A 13,917-nucleotide genomic window follows, 5' to 3' on the forward strand; every position below is an offset into this window, starting at 1 on the left:
ATATCCAGATAAGTCCAGATAACCATGGCCCTACTGCAGATCGCCGAACCAGGCCAAAGCCCACAGCCGCACCAGCGTCGTCTGGCGGTGGGGATTGACCTGGGTACTACCAATTCGCTGGTCGCTGCATTGCGCAGTGGTCTTTCCGAGCCCCTGGCCGATGCCGACGGGCAGGTGATCCTGCCGTCCGCGGTGCGCTATCACGCCGATCGCGTCGAAGTAGGCCTGTCGGCCCGTCTGGCGGCCTCCAGTGATCCGCTCAATACCGTGTTGTCGGTCAAGCGTCTGATGGGCCGTGGCCTGTCGGACGTCAAGCAGTTGGGCGAGCAACTGCCCTACCGCTTCGTTGGCGGTGAGTCGCACATGCCGTTCATCGACACCGTGCAGGGGCCGAAGAGCCCGGTGGAGGTTTCCGCCGATATCCTGCGGGTGCTGCGCCAGCGCGCCGAGGCGACCCTGGGTGGTGAACTGGTCGGGGCGGTGATCACCGTGCCGGCCTACTTCGACGATGCCCAGCGCCAGGCAACCAAGGATGCGGCCCGCCTGGCCGGGCTGAACGTGCTGCGCCTGCTCAACGAGCCGACCGCCGCGGCGGTGGCCTATGGCCTGGACCAGCACGCCGAAGGGGTGGTGGCGATCTATGACCTGGGGGGCGGCACTTTCGATATTTCGATCCTGCGCCTGACTGGCGGGGTATTCGAAGTACTGGCCACCGGTGGCGACAGTGCCCTGGGTGGCGACGATTTCGACCATGCGATCGCCGGCTGGATCATCGAGCAGGCCGGCTTGTCGGTGGATCTCGATCCGGGCGCGCAGCGCAGCCTGTTGCAGGCCGCCTGCGCGGCCAAGGAAGCGCTGACCGATGCGGCAACTGTCGAAGTGGTTTATGGCGACTGGCGTGCACCGCTGACCCGTGAATCCTTCGACGGGCTGATCGAGCCGATGATCGCCCGCAGCCTCAAGGCCTGCCGCCGTGCCGTGCGTGACTCGAACGTCGAGCTCGAAGACGTGCATGCCGTGGTGATGGTCGGTGGTTCGACCCGTGTGCCGCGTGTGCGTGAGGCGGTGGCCGAGATGTTCGGCCGCCAGCCGCTGACCGAGATCGATCCGGACCAGGTGGTCGCCATTGGCGCCGCGATCCAGGCCGATACCCTGGCCGGCAACAAGCGCGACGGCGGCGAATTGCTGCTGCTGGATGTCATCCCGCTGTCCCTGGGGCTCGAAACCATGGGTGGCCTGATGGAGAAGGTGATTCCGCGCAATACCACCATTCCCGTGGCGCGCGCCCAGGACTTCACCACCTACAAGGACGGCCAGACGGCCATGGCGATCCACGTGCTGCAAGGCGAACGTGAATTGATCAGTGACTGCCGCTCGCTGGCGCGCTTCGAACTGCGTGGCATTCCGGCCATGGTCGCCGGCGCGGCGAAGATCCGCGTGACCTTCCAGGTCGATGCCGACGGTCTGCTCAGTGTTTCGGCCCGTGAGCTGGGGTCGGGCGTCGAGGCGAGCATCCAGGTCAAGCCGTCCTACGGCCTGACCGACGGCGAAATCGCCCGGATGCTCAAGGATTCGTTCCAGTACGCCGGTGACGACAAGGTCGCTCGCGTGCTGCGTGAGCAGCAGGTCGACGCCCAGCGCCTGATCGAGGCGGTGCAGGGCGCCCTGGAGGCGGATGGCGAGCGCCTGCTCGACGCCGAGGAGCGCCTGGTCATCGAGTTGCAGGTGCAGGAACTGAGCGAACTGATAAAAGGAACCGATGGCCACGCCATCGAGCAGCAGACCAAGCGTCTGTCGCAAGTGACCGATGCCTTTGCGGCCCGACGCCTGGATTCGACGGTGAAAGCCGCGCTGGCCGGACGCAACCTGAACGAGATTGAGGAATAACGATGCCGCAGGTCATTTTTCTGCCCCACGAGAAGTTTTGCCCGGATGGCATGGTGGTCGAGGCCGAGCCCGGCATCTCGATCCTCGAACTGGCCCACGAGCACCATATCGAGATGGAAAGCGCCTGCGGTGGCGTGTGTGCCTGCACCACCTGTCACTGCATCATCCGCGAGGGCTTCGACTCGCTGGAAGAGGCCGATGAGTTGGAGGAAGATTTCCTCGATCGCGCCTGGGGGCTGGAGGCGCAGTCGCGCCTGGGGTGCCAGGCGATCGTCGGCACCGAGGACCTGACGGTCGAGATTCCCAAGTATTCGCTCAACCATGCTGCCGAAGCACCGCATTGATTCAAGGATCTATCATGGGTTTGAAGTGGACTGATGTGCTGGAGATCGCCATCCAGCTGGCTGAAAGCAAACCGGAAGTCGACCCGATGTCGGTCAATTTCGTCGATCTGCACAACTGGGTCATTCACCTGCCGGATTTCGACGACGATCCGGCTCGTGGTGGCGAGAAGGTCCTTGAGGCCATCCAAGGCTGCTGGATCGAGGAGCGCGACTGATCCGGCGGTAAGATCAAGCAATACCCGAGTTAGGCAATACCCAAGAACCCGCGTATAATTCGCGGGTTTAATTTTTCGCAAATTATCGTTTCTGGAGTTACACCATGGCTGTTCAACGCACTTTCTCCATCATCAAGCCTGACGCTGTTGCAAAAAACGTCATCGGTGAGATCACCACCCGTTTCGAAAAAGCCGGCCTGCGCGTTGTCGCTTCGAAGCTGAAGCAGCTGTCGAAAGCCGAAGCCGAAGGCTTCTACGCCGAGCACAGCGCTCGTGGCTTCTTCCCTGACCTGGTTGCCTTCATGACTTCCGGTCCGGTTGTCGTCCAGGTTCTGGAAGGCGAGAACGCTATCGCGCGCAACCGCGAACTGATGGGCGCCACCAACCCGAAAGAAGCCGCTCCAGGCACCATCCGTGCCGACTTCGCCGAGTCCATCGACGCCAACGCCGTTCACGGTTCGGACTCCGAAGCTGCCGCTGCTCGCGAAATCGCTTACTTCTTCGCTGCTACTGAAGTAACCACTCGCTAAGCCACGGCTGACGAGTGAAGGTGAATCCATGACTACATCTGCTGTTAAAACCAACCTGCTGGGGCTGACCCAGCCGGAAATGGAGAAATTCTTCGACTCGATCGGGGAGAAGCGTTTCCGTGCCGGTCAGATCATGAAGTGGATTCACCACTTTGGCGTCGACGATTTCGACGCCATGACCAATCTGGGCAAGGCCTTGCGCGAAAAGCTCAAGAACGTTGCCGAGATTCGCGGTCCCGAAGTGGTCAGCGAGGACATTTCCAGCGACGGCACCCGCAAGTGGGTGGTGCGCGTGGCGTCCGGCAGCTGTGTCGAGACCGTCTACATTCCCCAGGGCAAGCGCGGTACCTTGTGCGTTTCGTCCCAGGCCGGCTGTGCCCTGGACTGCAGTTTCTGCTCCACCGGCAAGCAAGGCTTCAACAGCAACCTCACCGCCGCCGAAGTGATCGGCCAGGTGTGGATTGCCAACAAATCCTTCGGCAGCGTCCCGGCGACCATCGATCGCGCCATCACCAACGTGGTGATGATGGGCATGGGCGAGCCGCTGCTGAACTTCGACAACGTCATCGCCGCCATGCACCTGATGATGGACGACCTGGGCTACGGCATCTCCAAGCGCCGCGTGACCCTGTCGACCTCCGGTGTGGTACCGATGATCGATGAGCTGGCCAAGCACATCGACGTGTCCCTGGCGTTGTCCCTGCACGCACCGAACGATGCGCTGCGCAACCAGCTGGTACCGATCAACAAGAAGTACCCGCTCAAGATGCTGCTCGAGTCGTGCCGCAACTACATGTCGAGCCTGGGCGAAAAGCGCGTGCTGACGGTTGAGTACACCCTGCTCAAGGATGTCAACGATCAGCCCGAGCACGCGGTCGAGATGATCGAGTTGCTCAGGGACACGCCGTGCAAGATCAATCTGATCCCGTTCAACCCGTTCCCGCACTCCGGTTACGAGCGCCCGAGCAACAACGCGATCCGGCGCTTCCAGGATCTGTTGCACCAGGCCGGCTACAACGTCACCGTGCGTACCACTCGCGGTGAAGACATCGATGCTGCCTGCGGGCAGTTGGTCGGGCAGGTGCTGGATCGCACCCGTCGTAGCGAGCGTTATATCGCGGTGCGCGAACTGAGCGCCGATGCCGATCTGCCTCGCAGCGCTTCGAGTCGAACCTGAGCTGATCTTGAGCTGATCTTGAGAGAGGAACTCCATGACCCTGCGCCTAGCGCTCTCCGTACTGTTCGCCGGCCTGCTGGCCGGCTGCGTTTCGACTGGCAATGTCGATCCGATGAGTACCGGCAAGGGGCGTGATGAGGCGCGCATGGCTTATGTCCAGCTGGGCATCGGCTATCTGCAGCAGGGCCAGACCGAGCAGGCCAAGGTGCCCCTGAAGAAGGCGCTGGAACTGAACAGCTCCGATGCCGATGCCAACGCCGCCCTGGCGCTGGTGTTCCAGGCCGAGATGGAATGGGACCTGGCCGACCAGCATTTTCGCAAGGCGTTGTCCTCGCGCCCGAACGATGCGCGGATCCTCAACAACTACGGTGGTTTCCTGTACGAGCGCAAGCAGTACAAGCAGGCCTACGAGCGCTTCGAGCAAGCCGCCGCCGACAGCCTTTATCCCGAGCGTTCGCGGGTCTACGAGAACCTCGGCCTGACCGCCCTGGCCCTGGGCGATCGGGAGTTGGCACGGCAGAACATGGACAAATCCCTGCGACTCAACCGCCAGCAGCCACGTGCCTTGCTGGAAATGGCTGAGTTGTCTTACGAAGACAGGCATTATGTGCCGGCGCGTGATTATTACGAGCGGTTCAGCCAGCTCAGCGAGCAGAATGCCCGTAGTCTGTTGCTCGGTATCCGCCTGGCGAAGATTTACGAAGATCGCGACAAGGTCGCCAGTTACGGCCTGCAATTAAAACGACTCTATCCCGGTACGCCGGAATATCAGCAATACCTGTCGGAGCAATGATGAAAGCGGCGCATCCAGAAGTTGTAGCAGCCACTCGCGTAAATCCCGGTGAGACCCTGCGTCAGGCCCGCGAAAGCAATGGCTGGACGCTGGCCGAAGTGGCCCTCAAGCTCAACCTGACGAGCACCTCCCTGAGCAACCTGGAGGCCGGTGCCTTCGACAAGTTGCCAGGGCATACCTTTGCCCGGGGTTATATCCGTGCCTACGCCAAGTTGCTGGGCATGGACCAGACCGTTCTGGTCCAGCAGTTCGACCAGTGCACCGGCACCGACTCCCAGGGCAGCAATGTGCATGCCCTGGGTCGCATCGAAGAGCCGGTGCGGGTTTCCCACACCATTTTGCGAATCGTCAGCCTGTTGCTGCTGATTGCCGTGATCGGTGGCGGCTTTGTCTGGTGGCAGGACCAGACCAGCCAGCGCACCAAGGATCAGGCGGCGATCAGCATGGAGCACGTCGAAGTCGAAAGCGCCGACGGCACCACGCAGATTCATCCGATCGACGAGCCGGAAGACCAGGCGGTCGCCCAGAACCAGTCCAGCCCGGAAGCGGAGCCGGCCGCGCCAGCCGCCGAAACCGCGGCTCCAGCGCCGACGGCTCCGGCAGCGCCTGCCACCCAGGCCGTGGTGCCGGTGCCCCATGCGGCGCAATCGCTGGTGGTTGCGCCACAGCCGGCGCCGAGCCCGGTGTCGCCGGTGTCGCCGACCGCTCCGGTCAATGGCGCTCCGGGCGCACCGGCCGCCGCGGCCAGTGTGCCGGTGGCCGGCGCCGGGCAGGTTCATGTGACCTTCATCGCCGATTGCTGGACTCAGGTCACCGACGGCGGTGGCAAGGTGCTGTTCAGCGGCCTCAAGCGCAAGGGCGATTCGCTCGAAGTCAGCGGCAAGCCGCCGTTCGCGGTACGCCTGGGCTATGCCAAGGGCGCACAGGTCACCTACAACGGGCAGGCGGTCGATGTCGCCCCGTTCACCAGCGGCGAGACTGCTCGCCTGAAGCTAGGTCAATAAGTCATGCACGGCGAATCCCCAATCAAGCGTCGCGAATCGCGTAAAATCTGGGTCGGCTCGGTGCCGGTGGGCGGTGATGCGCCTATCGCGGTGCAGAGCATGACCAACAGCGACACCAATGACGTGGCTGCCACGGTGGCCCAGATCAACCGTCTGGAAGCGGCGGGCGTCGATATCGTCCGGGTTTCCGTGCCGGACATGGACGCTGCCGAAGCCTTCGGCCGGATCAAGCAGCAGGTCAAGGTGCCGCTGGTTGCCGACATCCACTTCGACTACAAGATCGCCTTGCGGGTGGCCGAGCTGGGTGTGGACTGCCTGCGGATCAACCCGGGCAACATCGGTCGTGAAGACCGGGTGCGTGCGGTGGTCGATGCGGCCCGCGACCGTGGGATCCCGATCCGCATCGGTGTCAATGCCGGTTCGCTGGAAAAGGACCTGCAGAAGAAGTACGGCGAGCCGACCCCGGCGGCGCTGGTAGAGTCCGCGCTGCGCCATGTGGAGCATCTGGAGCGCCTGAACTTCCAGGACTTCAAGGTCAGTGTGAAGGCCTCCGACGTGTTCATGGCGGTGGAAGCCTACCGCCTGCTGGCCAAGGAAATCGTCCAGCCGTTGCACCTGGGCATCACCGAGGCTGGCGGTTTGCGTTCAGGTACGGTGAAATCGGCGGTCGGCCTCGGTATGCTGCTGGCCGAAGGGATTGGCGATACTATTCGCATCTCGTTGGCGGCCGACCCGGTCGAGGAAGTGAAAGTCGGCTACGACATTCTCAAGTCCTTGCACCTGCGGTCCCGTGGGATCAACTTCATCGCCTGCCCGAGCTGCTCGCGTCAGAACTTCGATGTGGTCAAGACCATGAACGAGCTGGAAGGGCGCCTGGAAGACCTGCTGGTGCCGATGGATGTCGCGGTGATCGGCTGTGTGGTGAACGGGCCCGGTGAAGCCAAGGAAGCCCATATCGGCCTGACCGGCGGTACACCGAACCTGATCTATATCGACGGCAAGCCGTCGCAGAAACTGACGAATGACAACCTGGTGGAGGAGCTGGAAAAGCTCATCCGGCAGAAGGCGGCCGAAAAGGTCGAAGCCGACGCGGCCCTCATCGCCCGCGGCTGATCGAAGAATTTAAGGAATATCTGTGAGCAAGTCCCTGCAAGCCATTCGTGGCATGAATGACATCCTGCCCGAGCAGACGGCGCTGTGGCGCTATTTCGAGGGCACCGTCGCCCGTCTGCTGGATAACTACGGTTACAAGCAGATCCGCACGCCGATCGTCGAATTCACCGAGCTGTTCAAGCGCTCCATCGGTGAAGTGACCGACATCGTCGAAAAAGAGATGTACACCTTCGAAGACCGCAACGGCGATTCCCTGACCCTGCGTCCGGAAGGCACCGCGGCCTGCGTGCGTGCGGTGCTGGAGCACGGCATCAGCGGTGGCGGCCAGCAACAGAAGCTGTGGTACATCGGGCCGATGTTCCGCCACGAGCGTCCGCAGAAAGGCCGCTACCGCCAGTTCCACCAGATCGGCTGCGAAGTGTTCAACATCGACGGCCCGGACATCGACGCCGAACTGATCGTGCTGACCTGGCGCCTGTGGGGCCTGCTGGGCATCCGCAACGCGGTCAAGCTGGAACTCAACAGCCTGGGCACCAGCGAATCCCGTGGCCGCTATCGCGAGGCCCTGGTGGAGTACCTGTCCGCGCGCTTCGACCAACTGGACGAAGACAGCCAGCGTCGTCTCAAGACCAACCCGCTGCGCGTGCTCGACACCAAGAACGCCGACACCCAGGCCGTGCTGGTGGACGCGCCGAAGCTGGCCGACTACCTCGACGAAGAGTCGCGCCTGCACTTCGAGGGCCTCAAGGCCCGCCTCGATGCGGCCGGCATCCCCTACGTGATCAACCCCAAGCTGGTCCGTGGCCTGGATTACTACAGCAAGACCGTGTTCGAGTGGGTCACCGACCAACTGGGTGCCCAGGGCACTGTCTGTGCCGGCGGCCGCTACGACGGCCTGGTCGAGCAGATGGGCGGCAAGCCGACCCCGGGCGTCGGTTTCGCCATGGGTATCGAACGCCTGATCCTGCTGCTGGAAACCCTGGAGCAGGTGCCTGAAGAGATTTCCCGCCAGGTCGACGTGTACCTGTGCGCCTTTGGCGAGGCCGCCGAGCTGGCGGCACTGGCCCTGAGCGAGAAGGTCCGCGACCGGTTGCCGAACCTGCGTTTGCAGATCAATGCCGGTGCCGGTAGCTTCAAGAGCCAGTTCAAGAAAGCTGACAAGAGTGGTGCGCTGTACGCCTTGATCCTCGGAGACGACGAATTGGCTCAGCAAGTGGTAGGTTTCAAACCCCTGCGTGGCCAGGGCGAGCAACAAAGCATTGCCTGGGATGCTCTTTCCGAGCACTTGTCCACCTGCGTCGTGCAGGGTTGAAGCTGTTAGAACAGCCGATTTAGAGAATAAGGAGTATTGGGGTGTCGAGTTCCGAAGAAGATCACGTAGCCGAGTTGAAGGAATGGTGGCAGCGCAACGGCAAACCCCTGGTCACCGGTGGCCTGCTGGCGCTGGTGGTGGTGTTCGGCTGGCAGGCCTGGCACAAGTACCAGAACAACCAGTCGCAAGGTGCCTCGGTGCTCTACCAGGAACTGCTGGAAAGCACCCTGACACCGGACGGCAAGCCTGATCCGGCGCGCGTCGCCGACCTGGCCGGCAAGCTCAATACCCAGTATGGCGGCAGTGCCTACGCGCAATACGGCAGCCTGTTCGTCGCCAAGGTCGCGGTCGACACCGGCAAGCTGGACGATGCCGCCACCGAGCTCAAGGCCGTGGTCGACAAGCCGGTCAATGCCACCCTGGGCGAAGTCGCGCGTCAGCGCCTGGCCCAGGTGTTGGCTGCCCAGAACAAGGCCGACGAGGCACTCAAGCTGCTCGACGGCGATACCGACAAGGCGTTCCTGGCCAGTCGCGAAGAACTCAAGGGGGACCTGCTGGTTCAACTGGGTCGTAACGATGAAGCCCATGCTGCGTACCAAAAGGCCAAGGCGGCGCTTTCCGATGAAGCGGCGGTCGGTGGCTTACAAATCAAGCTCGACGACCTGGCCAAAGGGGATGCGTGACGTGATCCGTTGGAAACATGCAGCATTGCTGGCCCTGGCCATTCTGGCCGCGGGTTGCAGCAGCAACAGCAAGAAAGAATTGCCGCCGGCCGAGCTGACTTCCTTCAAGGAAGAAGTGGTTCTGCAGAAGCAGTGGAGCCGCTCCATTGGCGATGGCCAGGGCAAGATCTACAACCTGCTGGTTCCAGCGGTTGACGGTGACACCCTCTACGCGGCTGATGACAGCGGCGTCGTGGTGGCCATGGACCGCATGAACGGCGACGTGAAGTGGAAGAAGGACCTGGAGCTGCCGGTTTCCGGTGGTGTCGGCGTCGGCTACGGCCTGGTGCTGCTGGGTACCCTCAAGGGCGAAGTGATTGCCCTGGATTCCGGCAGCGGCGAAGAAAAATGGCGCTCCCGCGTCACCAGCGAGGTGCTGGCTCCGCCGGCAACCAACGGCGACGTGGTGGTGGTGCAGACCCAGGATGACCGCGTGATCGGTCTCGACGCCTCCACCGGCAACCAGCGCTGGCTGTACGACAGCTCGCCGGCAGTACTGACCCTGCGCGGCACCGGTGCGCCGCTGGTGACCAACCACCTGGCGGTGGCTGGCCTGTCGACCGGCAAGGTCGTCGCGCTGGATACCCAGAACGGCGTGCCAGCCTGGGAAACCCGCGTGGCGATTCCACAGGGTCGTTCGGAACTGGAGCGTGTGGTCGACATCGACGGTGGCCTGCTGTTGTCCGGCGGCACCCTGTATGTCGCCAGCTACCAGGGCCGCATGGCCGCACTGGACCTGGAAAGCGGCCGGATCCTCTGGCAGCGTGATGCCTCCAGCTACGCCGGTGTCGCCCAGGGCTTCGGCAGCGTTTACGTCGCCCTGGCCTCGGGCACCGTCGAAGGTGTCGACGAGCGCTCCACCACCGCGATCTGGAGCAACGACTCCCTGGCCCGCCGTCAACTGTCGGCACCGGAGGTGTTTTCCAGCTATGTGGCGGTCGGCGACTTCGAAGGCTACCTGCACCTGCTGAGCCAGGTGGACGGTCGTTTCGTCGGTCGCGAGCGTATCGACAGCGATGGCCTGCGGGTTCGTCCGCTGGTGGTGGGTGACATGATTTATGTGTATGGCAACAGCGGCAAACTGGAAGCCCTGACCATCAAGTAAGGCTTTGACTATGCTTGGGGGAATCCCCAAGCGGCCTCGCTCTGCGAGGTTTGCGGCACCTTCCGGCGCCGCCCCCGAGCACCAGCCGCTGCCACGCAGCGGCTTTTGTATTTTCTGAAATAACGAAGTGGAGAGCCGCATGGTTCCCGTAATCGCCCTGGTGGGCCGACCGAACGTCGGCAAGTCCACCCTGTTCAATCGCCTGACCCGCAGTCGCGACGCCATCGTCGGCGACCTGTCCGGTCTGACCCGTGATCGCCAGTACGGTGAGGCTAAGTGGCAGGGGCGTTCCTATATTGTGATCGACACCGGCGGTATCTCCGGCGACGAGCACGGCATGGACGAGAAGATGGCCGAGCAGTCGCTGCTGGCCATTGAAGAAGCCGATGTCGTGCTGTTCCTGGTGGATGCCAAGGCCGGCTACACCGCCGCCGACCAGATGATCGGCGAGCACCTGCGCAAGCGCAACAAGCGTTCCTACGTGGTCGCCAACAAGATCGACAACATCGATCCGGATATGGCACGTGCCGAGTTCAGCCCCATGGGCCTGGGCGACGCGCTGCCGATCGCCGGCGCCCACGGTCGCGGTATCAACCAGATGCTGGAAATCGTCCTGGGTGACTTCCCTCGGGACGAGGCGGAACCTGAAGAAGGCGAGGCCGAAGAGGTTGCCGAAGGCGAGGAGGCCACGCGCATTCCGGGCCCGAGCGAGAAGGATGGCATCAAGATCGCCATCATCGGCCGGCCGAACGTCGGCAAGTCGACCCTGGTCAACCGTATGCTCGGCGAGGACCGGGTGATCGTCTATGACCAGCCAGGTACCACCCGTGACAGTATCTACATCCCGTTCGAGCGCAACGACGAGAAGTACACGCTGATCGACACCGCCGGTGTGCGCAAGCGCGGCAAGATCCACGAGGAAGTCGAAAAGTTCTCGGTGGTGAAGACCCTGCAGGCGATCAAGGACGCCAACGTGGTGATCTTCGTGATGGACGCCCGCGAAGGTGTGGTCGACCACGACCTGAACCTGCTCGGCTTCGCCCTGGAAGCCGGTCGCGCGCTGGTCATCGCCCTGAACAAGTGGGACGGCATGACCCCGGGCGAGCGTGACTACGTGAAGACCGAGCTGGAGCGCCGGCTGTTCTTCGTCGACTTCGCCGACATCCACTTCATCTCGGCGCTGCACGGCACCGGCGTGGGCAACCTGTACCAGTCGGTGCAGAACTCGTTCAAGTCGGCGGTGACCCGCTGGCCGACCAGCCGCCTGACCCAGATCCTCGAGGACGCGGTGTCCGAACACGCGCCACCGATGGTCAACAACCGCCGCGTCAAGCTGCGCTATGCCCACCTCGGTGGTGCCAACCCGCCGCTGATCGTGATCCACGGCAACCAGGTGGAGAAGGTCCCGAACTCCTATGTGCGCTACCTGGAAAACACCTATCGCCGTGTGCTGAAACTGGTAGGGACGCCGATCCGTATCGAGTTCAAGGGCGGCGAGAACCCGTTCGAAGGCAAGAAGAACACGCTGACCGACCGTCAGGTCAACAAGAAGCGTCGCCTCATGTCGCACCACAAGAAAGCCGAGAAGAAGCGCCGCGACAAGCGCTGATTCCGGACTCGGAAGAGGGCGCCCATGGCGCCCTTTTTCATGCCTGGTGGATACGTTATCCTCGAACCCTCCCGTGCCGTGTAGAGCCGGATGTTCAGCAGGGAAAACGGCCCCATGATCACCAGCAAGTTGCCGAATGTCGGCACCACCATCTTTACCCGGATGTCCCGGCTCGCCGCGGAAACCGGCGCACTGAACCTGTCCCAGGGCTTCCCTGATTTCGATGGCCCGCAAGCCTTGCGCGATGCAGTGGCCCGGCACATTGCCAGCGGCCATAACCAGTATGCGCCGATGACCGGCCTGCCGGCCCTGCGCCAGCAGGTGGCGGCGAAGATCTTCAGCAGCTATGGCGTCCATGTGAACGCCGATGCGGAAGTGACGATCACTCCCGGGGCGACCCAGGGTATCTTCTGTGCGATCCAGGCGGTGATTCGGCCGGGCGATGAGGTCATCGTCTTCGACCCCTGCTACGACAGCTACGAGCCCTCGGTGGAACTGGCCGGCGGGCGCTGCATCCACGTGCAACTGAGCCTCGACGACTTCGCCATCGATTGGCAGAAACTCGAGGATGCGCTCAGTCCGCGGACCCGGATGATCATTCTCAATACACCGCACAACCCCAGTGGTTCGCTGATCAGTCATGCCGAACTGGACCAGTTGGCGACGCTGATCGCCGATCGGGACATCTACCTGATCAGCGACGAGGTCTATGAGCACCTGGTCTACGACGATGTGCCGCATGCCAGTGTGCTGGCCCATGAGGCACTCTATCAGCGTGCGTTCGTCGTCAGTTCGTTCGGCAAGACCTACCACGTCACCGGCTGGAAGACCGGCTACGTGATTGCGCCGCCGGCCCTGAGTGCCGAATTGCGCAAGGTGCATCAGTACGTCAGCTTTTGCGGCGTGACTCCGTTGCAGTACGCCCTGGCCGACTATATGGAAGAAGACCCCGGCCATGTGCAGCGCCTGCCGGCGTTCTACCAGCAAAAGCGCGACCTGTTCTGCGACCTGCTCAGCCAGTCGCGTTTCAGCTTCAGGCGTGTGGCGGGTACCTATTTCCAGCTGGTCGATTACTCGCAGATCCGCCCGGACCTGAACGACGTCGACATGGCGATGTGGATGACCCGCGAGCATGGCGTGGCGGCGATCCCGGTATCGGTGTTCTACCAGACACCGCCCGAGGGCCAGCGGCTGGTTCGCCTGTGTTTTGCCAAGCGCGAGGAGACGTTGCGTGAAGCTGCGGAGAAATTATGCGTGATCTGAGTACGTTGCCCGATCTGAAGCTGGCCCTGGTACAGACGTCCCTGGCCTGGCATGACCGTCAGGCCAACCTGGAGCATTTCGAGGTGCTGCTGGAGCAGGCCCGCGGCGCCGACCTGATCATCCTGCCGGAAATGTTCACCACCGGTTTTTCCATGGAGTCCAGGACCCTGGCCGAGCCGGAGAATGGCCCCACCACCCAGTGGCTGCGTCGCCAGGCGAAAAAGCTCGATGCGGTGGTCACCGGCAGCGTGATCGTGCATGCCGCCGATGGCAGCCATCGCAACCGGCTACTGTGGGCGCGGCCGGATGGCGAGGTCTGGCACTACGACAAGCGCCACCTGTTTCGCATGGCGGGCGAGCACAACCACTACACCCCTGGCGAGCGCCAGGTGCAGTTCGAACTCAAGGGCTGGCGGGTGCGCCCGCTGATCTGCTACGACCTGCGTTTCCCGGTGTGGAGTCGGGATGCCCATGACACCGATCTGCTGCTTTATACCGCGAACTGGCCGGGCGCCCGACGTCTGCACTGGAATCGCCTGTTGCCGGCCCGGGCGATCGAGAACCTCTGCTATGTGGCGGCGGTGAACCGGGTCGGGACCGATGGCAAGGGCTTTTCGTACACCGGCGACAGCCAGGTGCTGGATTTCCAGGGCGAGTCGCTGCTGGGAGCGGGGGAGGCCGATGGCGTGTTCCAGGTCAGCCTCAGCGCTGCCGAGCTGGCGGCGTATCGCGAGCGGTTTCCGGCCAATCTGGATGCCGACAGCTTCGAGTTCACCTGATTCGGTGGTCGGCAGGCTTGCCCGCGAATGGGCCCTTGAACTGAACACAAGCTCCAGAAAGAAA

The 13,917-nt window shown here is 62.9% G+C and carries 14 protein-coding genes; all 14 read left to right on the forward strand.

Annotation, left to right across the window (positions count from 1 at the left end; all coding sequences use genetic code 11):
* Positions 1 to 24 precede the first annotated feature (24 nt).
* The 14 genes from hscA to ACMGT0_RS06665 all read left to right on the forward strand — a co-directional run bounded on the left by hscA (position 25) and on the right by ACMGT0_RS06665 (position 13,853).
* Entirely contained in the window at positions 25 to 1,887 is a 1,863-nt protein-coding gene (gene hscA, locus ACMGT0_RS06600) for a Fe-S protein assembly chaperone HscA (RefSeq protein ID WP_416771928.1), read from the forward strand.
* Positions 1,888 to 1,889: 2 nt separating this feature from the next.
* Positions 1,890 to 2,231: an ISC system 2Fe-2S type ferredoxin gene (fdx, locus tag ACMGT0_RS06605; RefSeq protein WP_054057275.1), complete on the forward strand. Its 342-nt coding sequence runs from the start codon at positions 1,890 to 1,892 to the stop codon at positions 2,229 to 2,231.
* A gap of 14 nt (positions 2,232 to 2,245) precedes the next feature.
* Positions 2,246 to 2,446 carry a Fe-S cluster assembly protein IscX gene (gene iscX / locus ACMGT0_RS06610; protein WP_054061891.1) on the forward strand — a complete coding sequence of 67 codons (201 nt, stop codon included), beginning with the start codon at positions 2,246 to 2,248 and terminating at the stop codon, positions 2,444 to 2,446.
* A 104-nt stretch (positions 2,447 to 2,550) separates the two neighbouring features.
* Positions 2,551 to 2,976 (forward strand): nucleoside-diphosphate kinase, encoded by a 426-nt coding sequence (gene ndk / locus ACMGT0_RS06615; RefSeq protein WP_054057273.1) that lies wholly within the window; start codon positions 2,551 to 2,553, stop codon positions 2,974 to 2,976.
* A 28-nt stretch (positions 2,977 to 3,004) separates the two neighbouring features.
* A complete protein-coding gene (gene rlmN, locus ACMGT0_RS06620; protein ID WP_416771932.1) occupies positions 3,005 to 4,153 on the forward strand; it encodes a 23S rRNA (adenine(2503)-C(2))-methyltransferase RlmN in 1,149 nt (382 codons plus the stop codon).
* A gap of 34 nt (positions 4,154 to 4,187) precedes the next feature.
* Positions 4,188 to 4,946, forward strand: coding sequence for a type IV pilus biogenesis/stability protein PilW (gene pilW / locus ACMGT0_RS06625; protein ID WP_054057271.1), 759 nt, complete (start codon positions 4,188 to 4,190; stop codon positions 4,944 to 4,946).
* Positions 4,946 to 5,950, forward strand: coding sequence for a RodZ domain-containing protein (locus tag ACMGT0_RS06630; RefSeq protein ID WP_054061889.1), 1,005 nt, complete (start codon positions 4,946 to 4,948; stop codon positions 5,948 to 5,950). Before pilW ends, ACMGT0_RS06630 begins: the two co-directional genes overlap by 1 nt.
* 3 nt (positions 5,951 to 5,953) lie before the next feature.
* A complete protein-coding gene (ispG, locus tag ACMGT0_RS06635; RefSeq protein WP_054059232.1) occupies positions 5,954 to 7,063 on the forward strand; it encodes a flavodoxin-dependent (E)-4-hydroxy-3-methylbut-2-enyl-diphosphate synthase in 1,110 nt (369 codons plus the stop codon).
* A gap of 22 nt (positions 7,064 to 7,085) precedes the next feature.
* Positions 7,086 to 8,375, forward strand: a complete 1,290-nt coding sequence (gene hisS / locus ACMGT0_RS06640; protein ID WP_054059231.1) for a histidine--tRNA ligase — start codon at positions 7,086 to 7,088, stop codon at positions 8,373 to 8,375.
* 41 nt (positions 8,376 to 8,416) lie between these two features.
* The gene (locus ACMGT0_RS06645; protein ID WP_017904927.1) at positions 8,417 to 9,058 is read left to right on the forward strand and encodes a tetratricopeptide repeat protein; all 642 of its coding nucleotides are present in this window, start codon (positions 8,417 to 8,419) and stop codon (positions 9,056 to 9,058) included.
* Positions 9,051 to 10,202, forward strand: a complete 1,152-nt coding sequence (bamB, locus tag ACMGT0_RS06650) for an outer membrane protein assembly factor BamB (protein ID WP_054061887.1) — start codon at positions 9,051 to 9,053, stop codon at positions 10,200 to 10,202. Before ACMGT0_RS06645 ends, bamB begins: the two co-directional genes overlap by 8 nt.
* A 139-nt stretch (positions 10,203 to 10,341) precedes the next feature.
* Positions 10,342 to 11,811 carry a ribosome biogenesis GTPase Der gene (gene der / locus ACMGT0_RS06655; protein ID WP_416771937.1) on the forward strand — a complete coding sequence of 490 codons (1,470 nt, stop codon included), beginning with the start codon at positions 10,342 to 10,344 and terminating at the stop codon, positions 11,809 to 11,811.
* 114 nt (positions 11,812 to 11,925) lie between these two features.
* Positions 11,926 to 13,074, forward strand: coding sequence for a pyridoxal phosphate-dependent aminotransferase (locus ACMGT0_RS06660; protein WP_416771938.1), 1,149 nt, complete (start codon positions 11,926 to 11,928; stop codon positions 13,072 to 13,074).
* Complete coding sequence (locus tag ACMGT0_RS06665) at positions 13,062 to 13,853, forward strand: amidohydrolase (RefSeq protein WP_054059227.1); 792 nt, start codon at positions 13,062 to 13,064, stop codon at positions 13,851 to 13,853. The genes ACMGT0_RS06660 and ACMGT0_RS06665 overlap by 13 nt, the downstream gene beginning before the upstream one ends.
* Positions 13,854 to 13,917 lie beyond the last annotated feature (64 nt).

It is taken from the genome of Pseudomonas sp. RHF3.3-3, assembly GCF_048069595.1.
Classification (GTDB): domain Bacteria; phylum Pseudomonadota; class Gammaproteobacteria; order Pseudomonadales; family Pseudomonadaceae; genus Aquipseudomonas; species Aquipseudomonas fuscovaginae_B.

Coding starts and splice junctions, on each gene's coding strand:
- hscA (WP_416771928.1), top strand. CDS start 25: ATGGCCCTACTGCAGATCGCCGAACCAGGCCAAAGCCCACAGCCGCAC.
- fdx (WP_054057275.1), top strand. CDS start 1,890: ATGCCGCAGGTCATTTTTCTGCCCCACGAGAAGTTTTGCCCGGATGGC.
- iscX (WP_054061891.1), top strand. CDS start 2,246: ATGGGTTTGAAGTGGACTGATGTGCTGGAGATCGCCATCCAGCTGGCT.
- ndk (WP_054057273.1), top strand. CDS start 2,551: ATGGCTGTTCAACGCACTTTCTCCATCATCAAGCCTGACGCTGTTGCA.
- rlmN (WP_416771932.1), top strand. CDS start 3,005: ATGACTACATCTGCTGTTAAAACCAACCTGCTGGGGCTGACCCAGCCG.
- pilW (WP_054057271.1), top strand. CDS start 4,188: ATGACCCTGCGCCTAGCGCTCTCCGTACTGTTCGCCGGCCTGCTGGCC.
- ACMGT0_RS06630 (WP_054061889.1), top strand. CDS start 4,946: ATGAAAGCGGCGCATCCAGAAGTTGTAGCAGCCACTCGCGTAAATCCC.
- ispG (WP_054059232.1), top strand. CDS start 5,954: ATGCACGGCGAATCCCCAATCAAGCGTCGCGAATCGCGTAAAATCTGG.
- bamB (WP_054061887.1), top strand. CDS start 9,051: ATGCGTGACGTGATCCGTTGGAAACATGCAGCATTGCTGGCCCTGGCC.
- der (WP_416771937.1), top strand. CDS start 10,342: ATGGTTCCCGTAATCGCCCTGGTGGGCCGACCGAACGTCGGCAAGTCC.
- ACMGT0_RS06660 (WP_416771938.1), top strand. CDS start 11,926: ATGATCACCAGCAAGTTGCCGAATGTCGGCACCACCATCTTTACCCGG.
- ACMGT0_RS06665 (WP_054059227.1), top strand. CDS start 13,062: ATGCGTGATCTGAGTACGTTGCCCGATCTGAAGCTGGCCCTGGTACAG.